Genomic DNA, 14,784 nt, shown 5'->3' with positions numbered 1-14,784 from the left:
AGTGGCAGTCATGCAAACAGCAGCCAAATCCGTTGAGATCGCCGAGTCCTCCTGGGAGGAATCGGTCTCCGCCTGGATGGACGGAGAAGATTCCGACGATATTCTTCCCAGTCTGTTGTCCAAAGAGGGACGTCAGACCTGGGACACCTATCATTTGATTGGTGATTCCCTGCGCAATTCCGATCTGGCGCTGACGCCCAGCGCGGCCTTCTCGGCCCGCCTGGCGCGCGCGCTGGACGCGGAACTGCCCATCGTAGCGGCGCCTCGGCGCCGCTCGCCGTTGCGCATGGGCCTGTCCGGCCTGGCCGTTGCCGCCGCAGTGGCCACGGTCGCGTGGGTGGCGCAGCCGTACGTCACCGGCTCGCCGGCGACGGATGTGCGCGTGCTGGCCGACGCCAGCTCGCCGGCTTCGGCCTCCGACGACTCGGGCCTGCGCGACTACCTGGAGGCCCATCGCCAGATGGCCGGCCCCAGCGCGGTCCGGCAGGTGTCGTTCGATGTCGGAGCGGGACGTTGATGGCGCTTGTGCTTCCATCACGCTGGCCGGTGCTGGGACGTGCTGCCTCGTGGCAGGCTCACCGCGCTGGCTGGTTCGCCGCCACGCTCCTCACCGCTTTCCTTGCCGCGCACGGCCCCGCGGCCGCCGCTGGCGCCACGCCGGCCGGCCAGACCGAAGACGTCGTGCAGCTGCTCACGCGCATCCAGCAGGCGGCCCGCAAGCAGGACTACGCCGGCGTCTTCATGTATCAGCAGGGCGACGTTATCCAGTCCTCGCGCTTGGTGCACGTCCTGGATGGCACCGGCGAGCGCGAACGCCTCGAGATCCTTGACGGCCAGCCGCGCGAATACCTGCGTCACAACGACGACGTGCAGTGCCTGATCCCCGAACGCAAGACCGTGCTTGTCGAGCGCCGCCGCGGAGATCGCTTCCCCGGCTTGTTGCTGGGCGATCCGGCCAACCTGTCGGAACACTACAAGATCCGCACGGAACCCACGCCGCACCGCGTTGCTGGCCGCGAATGCCGGCTGATCACGATCGAACCGCTGGACAAGCTGCGTTACGGCTATCGCCTGTGCGCGGACGTCGAAACCAATCTGCTGCTGAAGGCCCAGACGCTCAATGCCGCGCGTGGCGTGGTCGAGCAGGTGTCGTTCACCTCGCTGCGATTGGGCTCCGAAGTCGATCCGCAATCGCTGTCCTCGCGCTGGAATACCCGCGACTGGAAGGTGCTCGAGGCCAACATGCAGCCCGTGGACCTGGCGGCTCAGGGTTGGCGCATTCCGGCGCCCGACGGCTTCAAGACGATCATGCAGGTCTCGCGTGCCATGAAGCGCGGATCGCCGGTCAGCCAGATGGTGCTGTCCGACGGCTTGGCGGCAATCTCGGTCTTCATCGAGCCCTATGACAGCCAGCGCAATCACCAGCCGGCGCACGGCGCGTCCCAGCGCGGCGCGATCAATGTATATGGCGCGCGCATTGCGGATTTCTGGCTGACCGCGGTGGGCGAAGTGCCCGCCGCCACGCTGGAACAACTTGCGCAGGCCACTGAGTACGTGCCTCCCGCACCCGCGGCATCCGCACCCGCGGAGGGCGGGGCCAAATAATTCCCGCCGTTCCGCAAGCAGCAATTTCGGAGTGACATATGAAAGCAATGACGGTCTCGAACGCTTTTTTCCGGCGCTTTCTGGCGGCTGTCGCGGCGGGGGCCATGCTGTCCACCGCCTACGTGCCGGTGACGGTGGCGCAGACGGCGCCTGCCGCGGTTGGATTGCCCGACTTCACGGCCATCGTTGAAAAGGCCGATCCGGCCGTCGTCAACATCCGCACGACCGCCACGGTTCCGGTGCGCGGCGGCGGCAATGGTCCTGGCGGCAGCGATCCCTACGAACTGTTCCGCTGGTTCTTCGGTCCCGAATTCCAGCCGCCCGGACAGCAATCGCCCAATCCGCGCCAGCGTCCGCAGCCGACGCCGCCTGAAGAGCGCACCGTGCCGCGCGGCGTGGGTTCGGGCTTCTTCGTGTCGGCCGACGGCTACATCCTGACCAACAACCACGTGGTCGTCGACGCGACGGACATCTACGTCACCCTGACCGACGGACGCGAATTCAAGGCCAAGGTCATCGGCACGGACGAGCGCACGGACGTGGCGCTCATCAAGATCGAAGCCAAAGACATGACGCCGCTGGTGATCGGTGATCCCAAGAAGCTCAAGAAGGGTCAGTGGGTGCTCGCCATCGGCTCGCCGTTCGGCCTGGATTCCACCGTCACTTCCGGCATCGTCAGCGCCATCGGCCGCGATACCGGCGAATACCTGCCGTTCATCCAGACCGACGTGGCGGTCAACCCCGGCAATTCGGGCGGCCCGCTGATCAACCTGGACGGCGAGGTCGTGGGCATCAATTCCCAGATCATCTCGCGCAGCGGCGGGTTCATGGGCATCTCGCTGGCCATTCCGATCGACGAAGCCATGCGCGTGGTGGACCAACTGCGCACTACCGGCAAGGTCACGCGTGGCCGGGTTGGCGTGCAGATCGGTGAAGTCGGCAAGGATGTGGCCGAGGCCATCGGCCTGCCCAAGGCAGAAGGCGCGCTGGTCAGCAGCGTTGAAGCCGAAGGCCCTGCCGAGCAGGCGGGTGTGCAGCCGGGCGACGTGATCCTGAAGTTCAACAAGGAACCGATCAAGCGCTGGTCCGACCTGCCGCGCATCGTCGGCGAGACCAAGCCGGGCACGCGCGCCGACATGGAAATCTGGCGCAAGGGCAAGAGCATGACGCTGTCGGTCAAGGTGGGCGAGATCCCCACCGAGAAGGCCGCTGCCGCGGGCAAGAAGCCTGCGCCGGAACCCGAGGTCACCAACGCGCTGGGCCTGGGCGTCATCGACGTCCCCGCCGATATCCAGAAGAAGCTGCGCATCAAGGGCGGCGTCCAGGTGAAGGTTGCCGATGGCGCGGCCGCGAAGGCGGGCCTGCAGGAAGGCGACATCGTGTTGGCGCTGAACGACACCGATGTCACCGGCGCAAAGCAGTTCGGCGAACTGGTCGCCAAGCTGGACAAGAGCCGCGCGACGGGCCTGCTGGTGCGCCGTGGCGACCAGACGCAATGGGTAGCGGTGCCTGCGTCCAAGTGATGACGGCCCGGACCGGCGGGCGCCTGTCCGGCGCCGCCACCAGGCAGCCAGCATGGCGGGAAACCGCCAGGTGCGGCCACCCTAGGGCGCTTTTTGTCCCGGGGCGCGCCCCGGGCAAAAAAAATGGCTCAAGACCGGCTAAAATGGCTGGTTGCCGCAAGAGGGGGCGCTTGGCGCCCCCTCAGTTTTGTACGGGCCTAGCCCGTCAGCGCCTCACACGTCGGCCGTGCACATTCCGGCGGCGGTGTCTCCCGGCCGTGTGCCGTCTGTTCCGTCCCTTATAAATTCAAGCATGCAGCATATCCGCAACTTTTCCATCATTGCCCACATCGATCACGGCAAGTCGACCCTGGCCGATCGCCTGATCCAGCGCTGCGGCGGACTGGCGGATCGCGAGATGTCGGCGCAGGTCCTCGATTCCATGGAAATCGAGCGCGAGCGCGGCATCACCATCAAGGCCCAGACGGCCGCCCTGCACTACAAGGCGCAGGACGGCAAGATCTACAACCTGAACCTGATCGACACCCCGGGGCACGTGGACTTCTCGTATGAAGTCAGCCGGTCCCTGTCCGCCTGCGAAGGCGCACTGCTGGTGGTGGACGCATCGCAGGGCGTGGAAGCGCAGACGGTGGCCAACTGCTACACCGCCATCGAACTGGGCGTGGAAGTCGTGCCGGTGCTGAACAAGATGGACCTGCCGCAGGCCGATCCCGAAGGCGCCCGCCAGGAAGTCGAGGACGTGATCGGCATCGACGCCTCGGACGCCGTGCTGGCCAGCGCCAAGACCGGCATGGGCATCGACGAAATCCTCGAAACCATCGTGGCCCGCGTGCCCGCCCCGGAAGGCGATCCCGAAGCGCCGCTGCAGGCGCTGATCATCGATTCGTGGTTCGACAACTACGTCGGCGTGGTCATGCTGGTGCGCATCATCAATGGCGTGCTCAAGCCCAAAGACAAGATCCTCCTGATGGCGTCCGGCGCCACCCACCTGTGCGAGCAGACCGGCGTGTTCACGCCCAAGTCGCAGCAGCGTCCACATCTGTCGGCGGGCGAGGTGGGCTTCATCATCGCCGGCATCAAGCAGCTTGAAGACGCCAAGGTCGGCGACACCGTCACGCTGGCCAACAAGCCCGCCGCCAACCCGTTGCCGGGCTTCAAGGAAGTCAAGCCGCAGGTGTTCGCCGGGCTGTATCCGGTCGAAAGCTCCGAATACGACCAACTGCGTGATTCGCTCGAAAAGCTCAAGCTCAACGACGCCGCGCTGATGTTCGAACCCGAAGTCTCGCAAGCGCTGGGCTTCGGTTTCCGCTGCGGTTTCCTTGGCCTCTTGCACATGGAAATCGTGCAGGAGCGCCTGGAACGCGAATTCGACATGGACATCATCACCACCGCGCCGTCGGTGGTGTACGAAGTCGAGCAGCGCGATGGCTCCGTGATCACCGTGGAAAGCCCGTCGCGCATGCCCGAGATCGGCAAGATCCAGGACATCCGCGAACCCATCGTGAAGGTCACGCTGTTCATGCCGCAGGACTACGTCGGTCCGGTCATGACGCTGTGCAACAACAAGCGCGGCGTGCAGGTCAACATGAGCTATCACGGCCGCCAGGTTCACCTGGTGTACGAGATTCCGCTGGCCGAGATCGTGCTGGACTTCTTCGACAAGCTGAAGTCCGTGTCGCGCGGCTATGCCTCGATGGACTACGAGTTCCTGGAATACCGCTCCGCTGACGTGGTGCGTGTCGACCTGCTGATCAACAACGACCGCGTCGACGCGCTGGCCGTCATCGTCCACCGCAGCAACGCGCGCCACCGCGCGCGCGACGTGGTGACCCGCATGCGCGGCCTGATTCCGCGCCAGATGTTCGACGTGGTCATCCAGGCGGCCATCGGCGCCGAAATCATCGCGCGCGAGAACGTGAAGGCGCTGCGCAAGAACGTGCTGGCCAAGTGCTACGGCGGCGACATCTCGCGCAAGAAGAAGCTGCTGGAAAAGCAGAAGGCGGGCAAGAAGCGCATGAAGCAGGTGGGTAGCGTGGAAATTCCGCAGGAGGCGTTCCTTGCCATCCTGCAGGTGGAAGACAAATAGAACCCCAGAAGGCGATTAGCTGATGAGTTGGAACTTTGCCCTGATCCTTTTTATTCTGCTGGTGGTTACCGGCGTTATCTGGGTGCTCGATCTGGCCGTATTGCGCAAGGGGCGCGAGCGCCGCGCTCAGGCCGCGATGGCGCAATACGACGCGGCACTGGTGGGCGATGCGCAAGAGGCCGAGCGCCTGCGGCGCGAAGCCGGCGACGCCGCGCGGCGCGTGCCCTGGTGGGTCGAATACGCGGTCAGCTTCTTTCCCGTCATCCTGTTCGTGTTCATGCTGCGCTCGTTCGTGGTCGAGCCGTTCCGCATTCCGTCCGGCTCGATGCTGCCCACGCTGCAGTCCGGCGACCTGATCCTCGTGAACAAGTTCAGCTATGGTCTGCGCCTGCCGGTGATCGACAAGAAGGTCATCCCCGTCGGCGAGCCGAAGCGCGGCGACGTGTTCGTGTTCCGGTACCCCGTTGATCCGAACGTCGACTACATCAAGCGCGTTGTGGGCCTGCCGGGCGACGAAGTCGCATACATCGACAAGAAGCTTTATGTCAATGGCGAACTGGTCCCGCACGTGCGTGATGGTGACTATTTCGAGCCGGATCGTGTTTCGTACATCGCGCAATATAAAGAGAAGTTGGGCGACGTTGAGCACAAGATCCTGCTGGAAGAGAAGGTCCCGCAGGTATATTCCCCGGAAAGGTGGACTTTTCCATACCGTGAAAACTGCCAATACAGCCACAATGGGGTACGCTGCAAAGTACCCGAGGGCAATTATTTCGCCATGGGCGATAATCGGGACAACAGCGCGGACAGCCGGTATTGGGGCTTCGTTCCGGAAGCCAACATCGTCGGCCGTGCTTTCTTCATCTGGATGAACTTCAGCGATCTGAGCCGTATCGGCCGATTCAACTGATTATGTCGCTAGCCACGCTAGAAAACCGCCTGGATTACCACTTCGGTGATGCGGCCTTGCTTGAACAGGCGCTGACGCACCGTAGCCACGGTGCGCGCCATAACGAGCGGTTGGAATTCCTTGGGGATTCCGTGCTGAACTTCGTCGTGGCGGCGATGCTGTTCGAACGCTATTCAAAAATCGACGAAGGCGATCTGTCGCGTTTGCGGGCCAACCTGGTCAAGCAGGCGTCGCTGGCAGATATCGCCCAGCGGCTGGAACTGTCCCAGTACCTGCGTCTGGGCGAAGGCGAACTCAAGAGCGGCGGATTCCGCCGCCCGTCCATTCTGGCCGACACGGTCGAAGCGATCTTCGGCGCTGTCTTCCTGGATGCGGGTTTCGAGGCAGCGCGCCGCGTGATCGTGCGCCAGTACCAGCCGGTGCTGGCATCCGTGGATCCCAAAACACTCGGCAAGGACGCCAAGACCTTGCTGCAGGAATTTTTGCAGGGCCGCAAGCTGGCCCTGCCGCTGTATACGGTGGTGGCCACGCACGGCGCGGCCCACAGCCAGCAGTTCGAAGTCGAGTGCGCCATTCCGGCGCTCGATATCAAGGTAATGGCGCCCGGCGCCAGCCGCCGCGCCGCCGAGCAGTCGGCCGCCAAGCTGGCGCTCGAGGCCGCGCTGGCCGTCAGCCCGGCCACCAAGGCTGCCCGCAAGTCGGGCAAGGCGCGCAAAACCGCGCAATTGTCGCTGCCCGTGGCAGTGGCTCAAGAGACTAAATGAGCGATACCCCTTTTCGTACCGGCTTCGTTGCCATCGTCGGCCGCCCCAACGTGGGCAAGTCCACGCTGACGAACGCCCTGATCGGTTCCAAGATTTCCATCGTGTCGCGCAAGGCGCAGACCACGCGCCACCGCATCCACGGTGTGCTGACGCGCGAGCACGAGCAGTTCGTGTTCGTCGACACCCCGGGCTTCCAGACGCGCCACGGTGGCGCGATGAACCGCATGATGAACCGCGTCGTCACGCAGGCCCTGGCCGACGTGGACGTGGTGGTGCATGTGGTTGAAGCGGGCAAGTGGTCCGAAGGCGACGCCAAGTTGCTGCCGCTGTTGCCCAACCCCGAACGCACGATCCTGGTCGTCTCCAAGATCGATGCGCTGAAGAACCGCGACGATCTGTTCGCGTTCGTGTCCAAGATCATGGCGCAGCATCCGTTTGGCGCCGTGGTGCCGGTCAGCGCCACCAAGAATCAGCAACTGGACCAGTTGCTCGACGAAATCGCATCGCGCCTGCCGGAAGGCGAGCCGATGTTCGAGGAAGACACGCTGACCGACCGTCCCATGCGCTTCATCGCCGCCGAACTGGTGCGCGAGAAGATCTTCCGCCTGGTGGGCGACGAACTGCCTTACGGCTGCACGGTCGTCATCGAGCAATGGGAAGAGACCGCCAAGGGCGCCACCATCAACGCCTGTGTCGTCGTCGAGCGCGACAGCCACAAGCCCATCCTGCTGGGCACGGGCGGCATGCACATGAAGCGGATCGCCACCGAGGCGCGGCAGGACATTGCCAAGCTGCTGGACAAACCCGTGCATCTGGAGGTCTACATCAAGGTGCGCAAGGGCTGGTCCGACCGCGAGGGTGCGCTGCGCGACTTGGGTTATGAGTAGACGGGCGCCACGCGTCCAGGATCGACCGGGGTTCATGCTTCACGCCACCGCGTGGCGTGAAACCTCCCTGATTGTCCAGACTTTTTCTCGCGATCATGGCTGCGTGGCCATGGTCGCCAAGGGCGCCAAGCGCCCTTATTCCGTCTTGCGCCCCGTGTTGTCGGCTTTCCAGCCGCTGCTGCTGTCCTGGACGGGCAACGGCGAGGTCAAGACGCTGACGCGCGCCGAGATCGCCGGTATCCGGCCGCTGGCCGGCGCCGCGCTGATGTCGGCGTGGTACATGAACGAACTGCTGCTGCGCCTGCTGCCGCGCGAGGACGCGCATCCGCTGTTGTTCGACGCATACGACATGGCCTTGCAGCAACTGTCTGCCGGCACCCGCGCGGCCGGGGCGCTGCGCCGCTTCGAATGGACCTTGCTGCGCGAAACGGGTTACGGCGTCGACGAGGCGCCGCCCGATTTCGACGATCCTGCCATCGAGCCCGCCTTGCGCACCGACTTGCGCGCGCGACTGGCCGAGATTCTGGCGGGCCGTCCGCTGTCCACGCGGCGCGTGCTGCTGGATCTGCAACGCATCTGATTGCGGCGCCGGCCTCATGACGTTCACGCTCAAACAGGTCGAAACCTTCCGCACCGTCTACGAGACGGAAAGCGTCACCGCCGCCGCACGGCGCCTGGACGTGTCGCCTGCGACCGTCAGCGCAACACTGGCCGCACTGGAAGCCAGCATCGAGCTGCGCCTTTTCGAGCGCGTCCGCCAGCGGATGCAGCGCACGCCTGAAGCGACCCTGCTGTATGAAGAGATCCGCCGCTTGAATGTGGGCCTGGAAAGCCTGGGACGCAAGATCCGGGCGATCCGCGGCGCGGCGCAGCCGCGGCTGCGCATCGGCTGCATCCACGCCTACAGCGGCGCGATCGTCAGCGATGCGATATCGCGTTTTCGCGTGCGCTATCCGGATACGCCGCTATACCTGCAGATCCGCGATTCCAACACCCTGCGCGACATGGTGGTGTCCGGGGAATTGGATCTGGCGGCGGTGGCCGATGAATCCGAACTCGAAGGGCTGCGCGGGCATCGTCTGGCCAGCTTGCGCGCGGTGGCCGTGTTTCCCGCCAGCCATGCGCTGGCCCGCCTGGAATCGGTGAATTTCTCCCATCTGGCCGAAGTCGATGTGATTGCGCTGAACGCCGAAGACGGATCGCGCAAGCGGCTGGATGCGCTCTTGCACCAGGCCGGCCAAAGCCTGCGCGTGGCGATCGAGACGCCGTATTCCAGCACCGTGTGTCAGCTTGCGCTGGCCGGGCATGGGGTGGGTATCGCCAACCCGGCTACGGCGCTGGGCATGGAGGCCATGGGCCTCACCTACCGGCCGCTCGAGGCGCCCGTGCATTTCGAATGCCACATGATCGTACACGGCAGCCGCCCGTTGTCCGAAGCCGGCAAGTTCTGGGCGACGTGCCTGCGCGGCGCACTGGCGCCGCTGGTCGAACGGTTTGGTGTGTAGCCCGGGAATCAGCCCCGGCGGCCGTCGGACGTCAGCATCAGCACCACGTTGGATTCCGCATCCAGCTTGCCTGCCCGCCTGAGCCGCGCGACGGCCGCCAGCGCGGCGGCCGACGACAGTTCCGCGCCCAGTCCCATGCGCTCCAGGCGTTGCCGAGCCTGCGCGGCCTGCGCGTCGGAGGTCTCCACCGGCATGCCTTCCGACCGCGACAGGGCTTCCAATGCTTGCAGCGTGCACGTGCCGCCCGCAATGGAATACTGCTGGGTCGCGCTTTCCCATTGGCCACGGGCATCGCCGGTTTCCAGCGCGCGCGACAGGCGGGCGTAGGGTTCCACGGCGTGCAGCCGGGGCAGTCGGGCGATGCGTCCGGTCTGAAGCAGGTGCTGCCAGCCCAGGAAGATGCCCCACAGCAGGTCGCCGCGCGCGGTCGGGACGATGATGTCCGTGGGCAGGCCGCAGTCGTCCAGGATTTCCTGAGCGATCGGCTTGTAGCCCTCGACGCCGTACGGATGCGTGCCCACCGGCGGATTCAGGTAATTGGTGCCCGCGAACGCGCCGTGGTTGCGGCACAGGTCGGCCACGTACGGCCAGCGGCCCAGGCTGTCTTCGAAGGCGCGCAGCCGTGCGCCGAAGCGCTCCATCGCCTCGCGCTGCAGCGGGGGGCAGTTATGGGTGATGGCGATGTCGGCCTGCAAGCCGGCCGCCGCGCAGTAGGCAGCCAGCGACACGCCCGCATTGCCGCTGGAGGCCGCCGCGACGCGCGTGGCGCCGGCCAGCCGAGCGCGCGAGACCAGTTGCGCCGACATGCGGTCCTTGTGGCTGCCGGTGGGATTGGCGCTTTCGCACTTGAGCCACAGCGTGCCCACGCCTTCTTCAAGCGCCAGGTCGGGCGCGGACAGGCATGGGGTGCCGCCTTCGCCCAACGTCACGGCCGACAGCACCGGCAGGGGCATGGCGCCGTCCCGCGACGGCGCGTCGTATTGGCACTCCAGGGTGGCGGGGTGCCCAGCCGCCAGGCACGAAGGGCAGCCTTCGGGATAGTCGCCCGCGGGCCAGAGGGTTGCGCAGCGGATGCAGCGCAGGCCGGACAATCTGGGGTTCATCTGCATGGGTCAGTATCTTGAAGCAAGAGATTCCAAGGAAAGAGCGGGCGCGACCTGCAGCAGGCAATCGCCGTCGTCACTGCGCGCGATGGGACGCAGGCAGACTACGGTGCCCGCCTGTGGGCTGAGCAATGGGCGCGGAGGGACGTCGGGCCGTGCCGGTTCGATCAGGCGGCCGATGGGCTGCTGCGCGGCCACGGATTGTCCCAGCTCCACGGCGGGAACGAATACGCCGGACTCGCGGGCACGCAGCGTCGCGGCGGGGGGGGCCAGGTCGTAGAGGCGGACCTGCGCATCCTGGGCGGGGTGTGCAGACTCGGGACGGGACAGCAACCCCAACTCTGCCAGGCAGCCCAGCAGCCCGTCGCGGCAGCTGTCCGCCAGCGATTGGCTCGTTTCCCGGCCGCCGCCGATCTCGGCCGAAAGCCGCAGCACGCCGTGACGGCTGGCCGCCGCCGGCATGGAACCGGCCTCGCCACCGCGAAAGAACACGCAGTCGGGCAGTCCGAATGCCCGCGCGAGCGCCGGCAGACGCTCGTCATACGCATCGTCGCCGTAGCGGGTGATGACCGATGACGGCAGGTAGCGCAGCGACGCGCCGCCGCTGTGCACGTCCACCATGGCCTGCACCCGGGGAAGCAGCCGCGCCTCCAAGGCCGCCGCGATGCTTTCGGTGTAGCCGCGCGCCGGTTCGCCCAGGAAAGCGCGGTTCAGGTTGCCGCCATCAGATGGCGACAGCCGCGTGCCGGACAGCGACGCTTCCGCATTGACGGCGGGAAGCAGATAGACCGTGCCGCGTTGCAGAATCTCCGGCAACTGATGCCACAGATCCAGAATGGCGGCCTGGCCTTCCCATTCGTCGCCGTGCACGCCTGCGATGAGCGCGACGGCAGGCCCCGGGCCCGCCTCGATCCGCAACATCGGGATCGTGACGCGCCGGTAAGCCGACGCATTGGTAGCGGCGGCCACGGAGAAATCCTCGCGGGTTACGTTGGCCATGCGCGGGCTCCGTCGGGTGTTCGGGCGCGGTTCAATCCAGCGTGGCGGCCTTGATGATGCTTTCCCACTTGGGCAGCTCCTTTTTGATCTGGGCCTGGACATCCTGCGGCGTGCCACCCAGGGGTTCCTGCGAGCGGCTGCGCAACTCGCGGCTCACCGCGTCCGAGCGCAACGCCTGATTCATCGCGGCGTTCAACCGCGAGATCGCGGCAACGGGCGTGCCTGCCGGTGCAACCAGGGCGCTCCACGCGGACTGCTCGTACTCCGGATAGCCTTGTTCGGCGACCGTCGGCACGTCCGGGTTGGACGCGGCGCGCTTGCGGGTGGTGACGGCGAGCGCGCGCAGGCGGCCGTCCTTCAGGTTGCCGATCAAGGGCGGCAGGTTTTCCATCATGGAGTCCACGTGGCCGCCCAGCAGGTCCGAGAGCTGCGCGGCCGTGGCCTTGTAGGGGATCTGCCGAACCGCGGCGCCGGTCTGGGCGATGAACAGCTTGACGCCGACTTCGCTGGTCGTGCCCGGATCGGCCGAGGTCATGGTCAGGCGGTCCGGCTGCGCCCGGCTGGCTTCGATGAATCCTTTCAGATCGCGGTACGGCGACGCGGCATTCACGACGATCACATTCGGGGTCTCGGCGACCAGGCCGATGGGCTTGAGGTCACGGTCCAGGTCGTAGAGCTGCTGCTTGAACAGGTACCGATGCAGCACCAGCGTGCCGACGTGGGCATAACCGATGGTGTAGCCGTCCGCGGGGGCCCGGACCACGGCCTGCGTGCCGATGCGGCCGCCGGCGCCCACGCGGTTTTCGACGACGACTGGCTGGCCGAGCAGCCGGCTCATCTCCTGACCGATCAGGCGGGCGGTGATGTCGGCATTGCCGCCCGCGGCGGCCGGCACGATCAGCGTGATGGCGCGTTCGGGGTAATCGGCTTGCGCGTGCGGCGCGGCAAGGCAAAGCAACAGGGCGGCAAGGCAGGCAGAGCGTTTCATGACGATTCCCGAGGCGTTGAGGGCTGCGCCATTGTGCGTCCGGGAATCGGCGTTTCCGTTTGGATGAATAAGATGGTTATTCAGAAAAAGTTAAGGCAAGTCGCCGTTGCGCCGATCAGCCTGCTTGCCCAATCCATAGCCGACGGCGGCCGCACCCAACGCCACCACGGCGCCCAGCAGCGCGATCAACGCCGCGCCGTAGCCCAGCATGTCGATGCCCGCCTTCACCCAACCGCTGGCGGCATCGCCGCCGCGATAGACCACGGTGTCGATGACGTTCTTCGTCTTGTACTTGTCTTCCGGCGTGACGGCCGTGAACAGCATTTCGCGCCCTGGACGGATCAGCGCGTACTCGCCGGCGCGGCGCAGGATCATGGCGGCCGCCAGCACGGCGAACACGGGGAACGCGGCCAGCGCCAGGAACGCCAGCGCCACCGCAAGCGGCACCGCGGTCAGCAGGAACCGCAAACCCAGGCGTGCGGCCACGCGCCCGGTGATGAAGATCTGCGACAGCAATGCCAGCGTCTGCACGGTGAAATCCAGGGCGCTGAAAACCCGGATGCGCTGGGCGGTGTCGGGGAACGCATCGGCGACCAGCCGCGCCTGTTCCATGTACAAAAACGTGTTCAGCGTGGCGAGCAGCACGACCAGCAGCGAAATGCCCAACAGGTAGCGGGACTGAAAGATGCGCGCCAGCCCGGCAAGAATGCCGCCTTCGATGGGACGCTGCATGTCCTGCAGGCCCACTTCTGGCCGGGAAGCGGCGCGCCACGCCAGCAGCCATTGCTTGAGCGGCAGCGTGGCGGTCAGCAGCAGGGCCGACAACACCAGCAGGCCCGCCGGACCCAACACGCCAGCGAGCAGCGCGCCGAGCAGGGGGCCGCACAGGCCGCCCGCGCTGGCGCCCGCCGCGATCAGCGCGAAGAGCCGCTTGGCCGATTCCATGCGAAACACATCGGCCATCAGGCTCCAGGCGATGGACACGACGAACAGGTTGAACACCGACAGCCAGACATAGAACGCGCGCGCCGCCCAGACGCTACCGGGCTGCTGGTGGAGCAGGGCGGCAAAGCCCACCATGGTCAGGGCGAAGATGGCATAGACCCAGGTCACCAGCGTCGCGCGCGGCACGCGGGTGGAGATCCAGCCAAACAGCGGCACGACGGCCAGGGTGGCAAGAAACGTGGCGGTGAACAGCCATTGCAACTGGTTTACGCCCGCCTGGATCCCCATCGTCTCGCGGATCGGGCGCAGCATGAAATAGCCGCAAAAGAGGAAGAAGAAAAACGCGAAGCCGCAGGCGGCGGGAGCGAGTTCGTCCTCCTGGATGCCCAGCGCCCGCGACATGCGGGCGCGCCAGGACAGGGGGGCGGGCGCCATGGCGTCAGGCGAGCAGCGCGGCGATGCGGTCGCGCAGCGCGGCATCGGGCTGTCGGCCAAAGCCGGCGCGCGCGTTGTCCGCCATGTTGGCGGGCTTGGACGTGGCGGGGATGACGGCCGTGACGGCGGGGTGGCCGATGATGAACTTCAGGAAGATCTGCGCCCAGGAAGTGCAGTCGATCTCGGCGGCCAGCTTGGGCAGCGCCACCCCCTTGACCTGGCGGAACAGCGCGCCGTCCTCGAACGGCCGGTTGATCAGCACGGCGACGCCGTTGGCCTGGCACGCGGGCAGCAGCCGCTTTTCAGCGCTGCGCGAGGCGATCGACAGGTTCACCTGCAGGAAGTCGGGCTTTTCCTTTTCAACCAGCTCGGTCAGATCGTCGTGGGCATGGTCCGTGTAATGCGTGATGCCGATGTAGCGCGTCACGCCCTGCTGTTTCAGGTCGCGCAGCAGCGCGAGCTGGTTGCGCGTGTCGATCAGGTTGTGCACCTGGATCAGGTCCAGCTTGTCGCTGCGCAGCGCCTCCTGCGACTGCCGCACCTGGCGCATCGCGGATTCGTGGCCGCGCGTGCTGATCTTGGTGGCCAGGAACACGCGCTTGCGCAGGCCGCCCTCGCGAGCCAGCAACGCGCCTGTGACGGCCTCGGCCTCGCCGTAGCTGGGCGCCGTGTCGATCAGCGTGCCGCCCGCCTTCAGCAGCGTTTCAAGCACCTGGGCCAGCGGCGCCATGGCCATCGCATCGCTCGGGGATACGTTGAAGGTGTCCGCGGTGCCCAGTCCCACGACGGGCAGCATTTCACCCGTCGACGGGATCGCGCGTTTGAGCATGGCTTGCGCCGGCTCAGCCGCCCATGCCGGCCACACGGTTCCGAGGAGGGCGGCGCTGGCGGTGGTCTGGAGGAAGCGGCGGCGATCGGGCATGGCGTAGCTCCGGGCAGGAAAAAGGTGAACAGGCGGGCCAAAGGAAGAGGGCCAAAGGAAGAGGGCCAAAGGAAGAGGGCCAAACAAAGCTGGCCAAAGAAAAAGGGCCTAC

The 14,784-nt window shown here is 66.1% G+C and carries 14 protein-coding genes; 9 read left to right on the top strand and 5 right to left on the bottom strand.

The window, feature by feature from the left end; translation table 11 throughout:
* Positions 1-10 precede the first annotated feature (10 nt).
* The 9 genes from B3098_RS07260 to B3098_RS07220 all read left to right on the top strand — a co-directional run bounded on the left by B3098_RS07260 (position 11) and on the right by B3098_RS07220 (position 9,280).
* Positions 11-517 (top strand): sigma-E factor negative regulatory protein, encoded by a 507-nt coding sequence (locus B3098_RS07260; protein WP_105237797.1) that lies wholly within the window; start codon positions 11-13, stop codon positions 515-517.
* On the top strand, positions 517-1,605 hold the full coding sequence (locus tag B3098_RS07255; protein WP_279971751.1) for a MucB/RseB C-terminal domain-containing protein: 1,089 nt from the start codon (positions 517-519) through the stop codon (positions 1,603-1,605). The genes B3098_RS07260 and B3098_RS07255 overlap by 1 nt, the downstream gene beginning before the upstream one ends.
* 38 nt (positions 1,606-1,643) lie before the next feature.
* Entirely contained in the window at positions 1,644-3,128 is a 1,485-nt protein-coding gene (locus B3098_RS07250) for a DegQ family serine endoprotease (RefSeq protein ID WP_286893472.1), read from the top strand.
* A 292-nt stretch (positions 3,129-3,420) separates the two neighbouring features.
* On the top strand, positions 3,421-5,214 hold the full coding sequence (gene lepA / locus B3098_RS07245; RefSeq protein ID WP_175122949.1) for a translation elongation factor 4: 1,794 nt from the start codon (positions 3,421-3,423) through the stop codon (positions 5,212-5,214).
* Between the two features lie 22 nt (positions 5,215-5,236).
* Positions 5,237-6,124, top strand: coding sequence for a signal peptidase I (lepB, locus tag B3098_RS07240; protein ID WP_218345225.1), 888 nt, complete (start codon positions 5,237-5,239; stop codon positions 6,122-6,124).
* Positions 6,125-6,126: 2 nt separating this feature from the next.
* A complete protein-coding gene (gene rnc, locus B3098_RS07235) occupies positions 6,127-6,888 on the top strand; it encodes a ribonuclease III (RefSeq protein WP_175122947.1) in 762 nt (253 codons plus the stop codon).
* Complete coding sequence (gene era, locus B3098_RS07230; RefSeq protein ID WP_056321933.1) at positions 6,885-7,775, top strand: GTPase Era; 891 nt, start codon at positions 6,885-6,887, stop codon at positions 7,773-7,775. The genes rnc and era overlap by 4 nt, the downstream gene beginning before the upstream one ends.
* Positions 7,768-8,355 carry a DNA repair protein RecO gene (recO, locus tag B3098_RS07225; protein ID WP_175122946.1) on the top strand — a complete coding sequence of 196 codons (588 nt, stop codon included), beginning with the start codon at positions 7,768-7,770 and terminating at the stop codon, positions 8,353-8,355. The genes era and recO overlap by 8 nt, the downstream gene beginning before the upstream one ends.
* A gap of 16 nt (positions 8,356-8,371) precedes the next feature.
* Positions 8,372-9,280, top strand: a complete 909-nt coding sequence (locus tag B3098_RS07220; RefSeq protein WP_286893466.1) for a LysR family transcriptional regulator — start codon at positions 8,372-8,374, stop codon at positions 9,278-9,280.
* Positions 9,281-9,288: 8 nt separating this feature from the next.
* Here B3098_RS07220 and B3098_RS07215 read toward each other — a convergent pair whose 3' ends face one another.
* The 5 genes from B3098_RS07215 to B3098_RS07195 form a co-directional block, all read right to left on the bottom strand.
* Positions 9,289-10,389, bottom strand: a complete 1,101-nt coding sequence (locus tag B3098_RS07215; protein ID WP_286893465.1) for a pyridoxal-phosphate dependent enzyme — start codon at positions 10,387-10,389, stop codon at positions 9,289-9,291.
* Between the two features lie 3 nt (positions 10,390-10,392).
* The gene (locus tag B3098_RS07210; RefSeq protein ID WP_286893463.1) at positions 10,393-11,382 is read right to left on the bottom strand and encodes a succinylglutamate desuccinylase/aspartoacylase domain-containing protein; all 990 of its coding nucleotides are present in this window, start codon (positions 11,380-11,382) and stop codon (positions 10,393-10,395) included.
* 31 nt (positions 11,383-11,413) lie between these two features.
* Positions 11,414-12,370, bottom strand: coding sequence for a Bug family tripartite tricarboxylate transporter substrate binding protein (locus tag B3098_RS07205; protein ID WP_175122942.1), 957 nt, complete (start codon positions 12,368-12,370; stop codon positions 11,414-11,416).
* Between the two features lie 90 nt (positions 12,371-12,460).
* Positions 12,461-13,750, bottom strand: coding sequence for an NTP/NDP exchange transporter (locus tag B3098_RS07200; protein WP_279971738.1), 1,290 nt, complete (start codon positions 13,748-13,750; stop codon positions 12,461-12,463).
* A 4-nt stretch (positions 13,751-13,754) separates the two neighbouring features.
* Positions 13,755-14,672: an aldo/keto reductase gene (locus tag B3098_RS07195; RefSeq protein ID WP_286893460.1), complete on the bottom strand. Its 918-nt coding sequence runs from the start codon at positions 14,670-14,672 to the stop codon at positions 13,755-13,757.
* Positions 14,673-14,784 lie beyond the last annotated feature (112 nt).

The organism is Achromobacter sp. UBA2119, from assembly GCF_002331005.1.
Taxonomy (GTDB): domain Bacteria; phylum Pseudomonadota; class Gammaproteobacteria; order Burkholderiales; family Burkholderiaceae_B; genus Achromobacter; species Achromobacter animicus.
The sequence above is the reverse complement of the archived record's forward strand: the minus strand, read 5'-3'. Positions and strand labels throughout refer to the sequence as shown.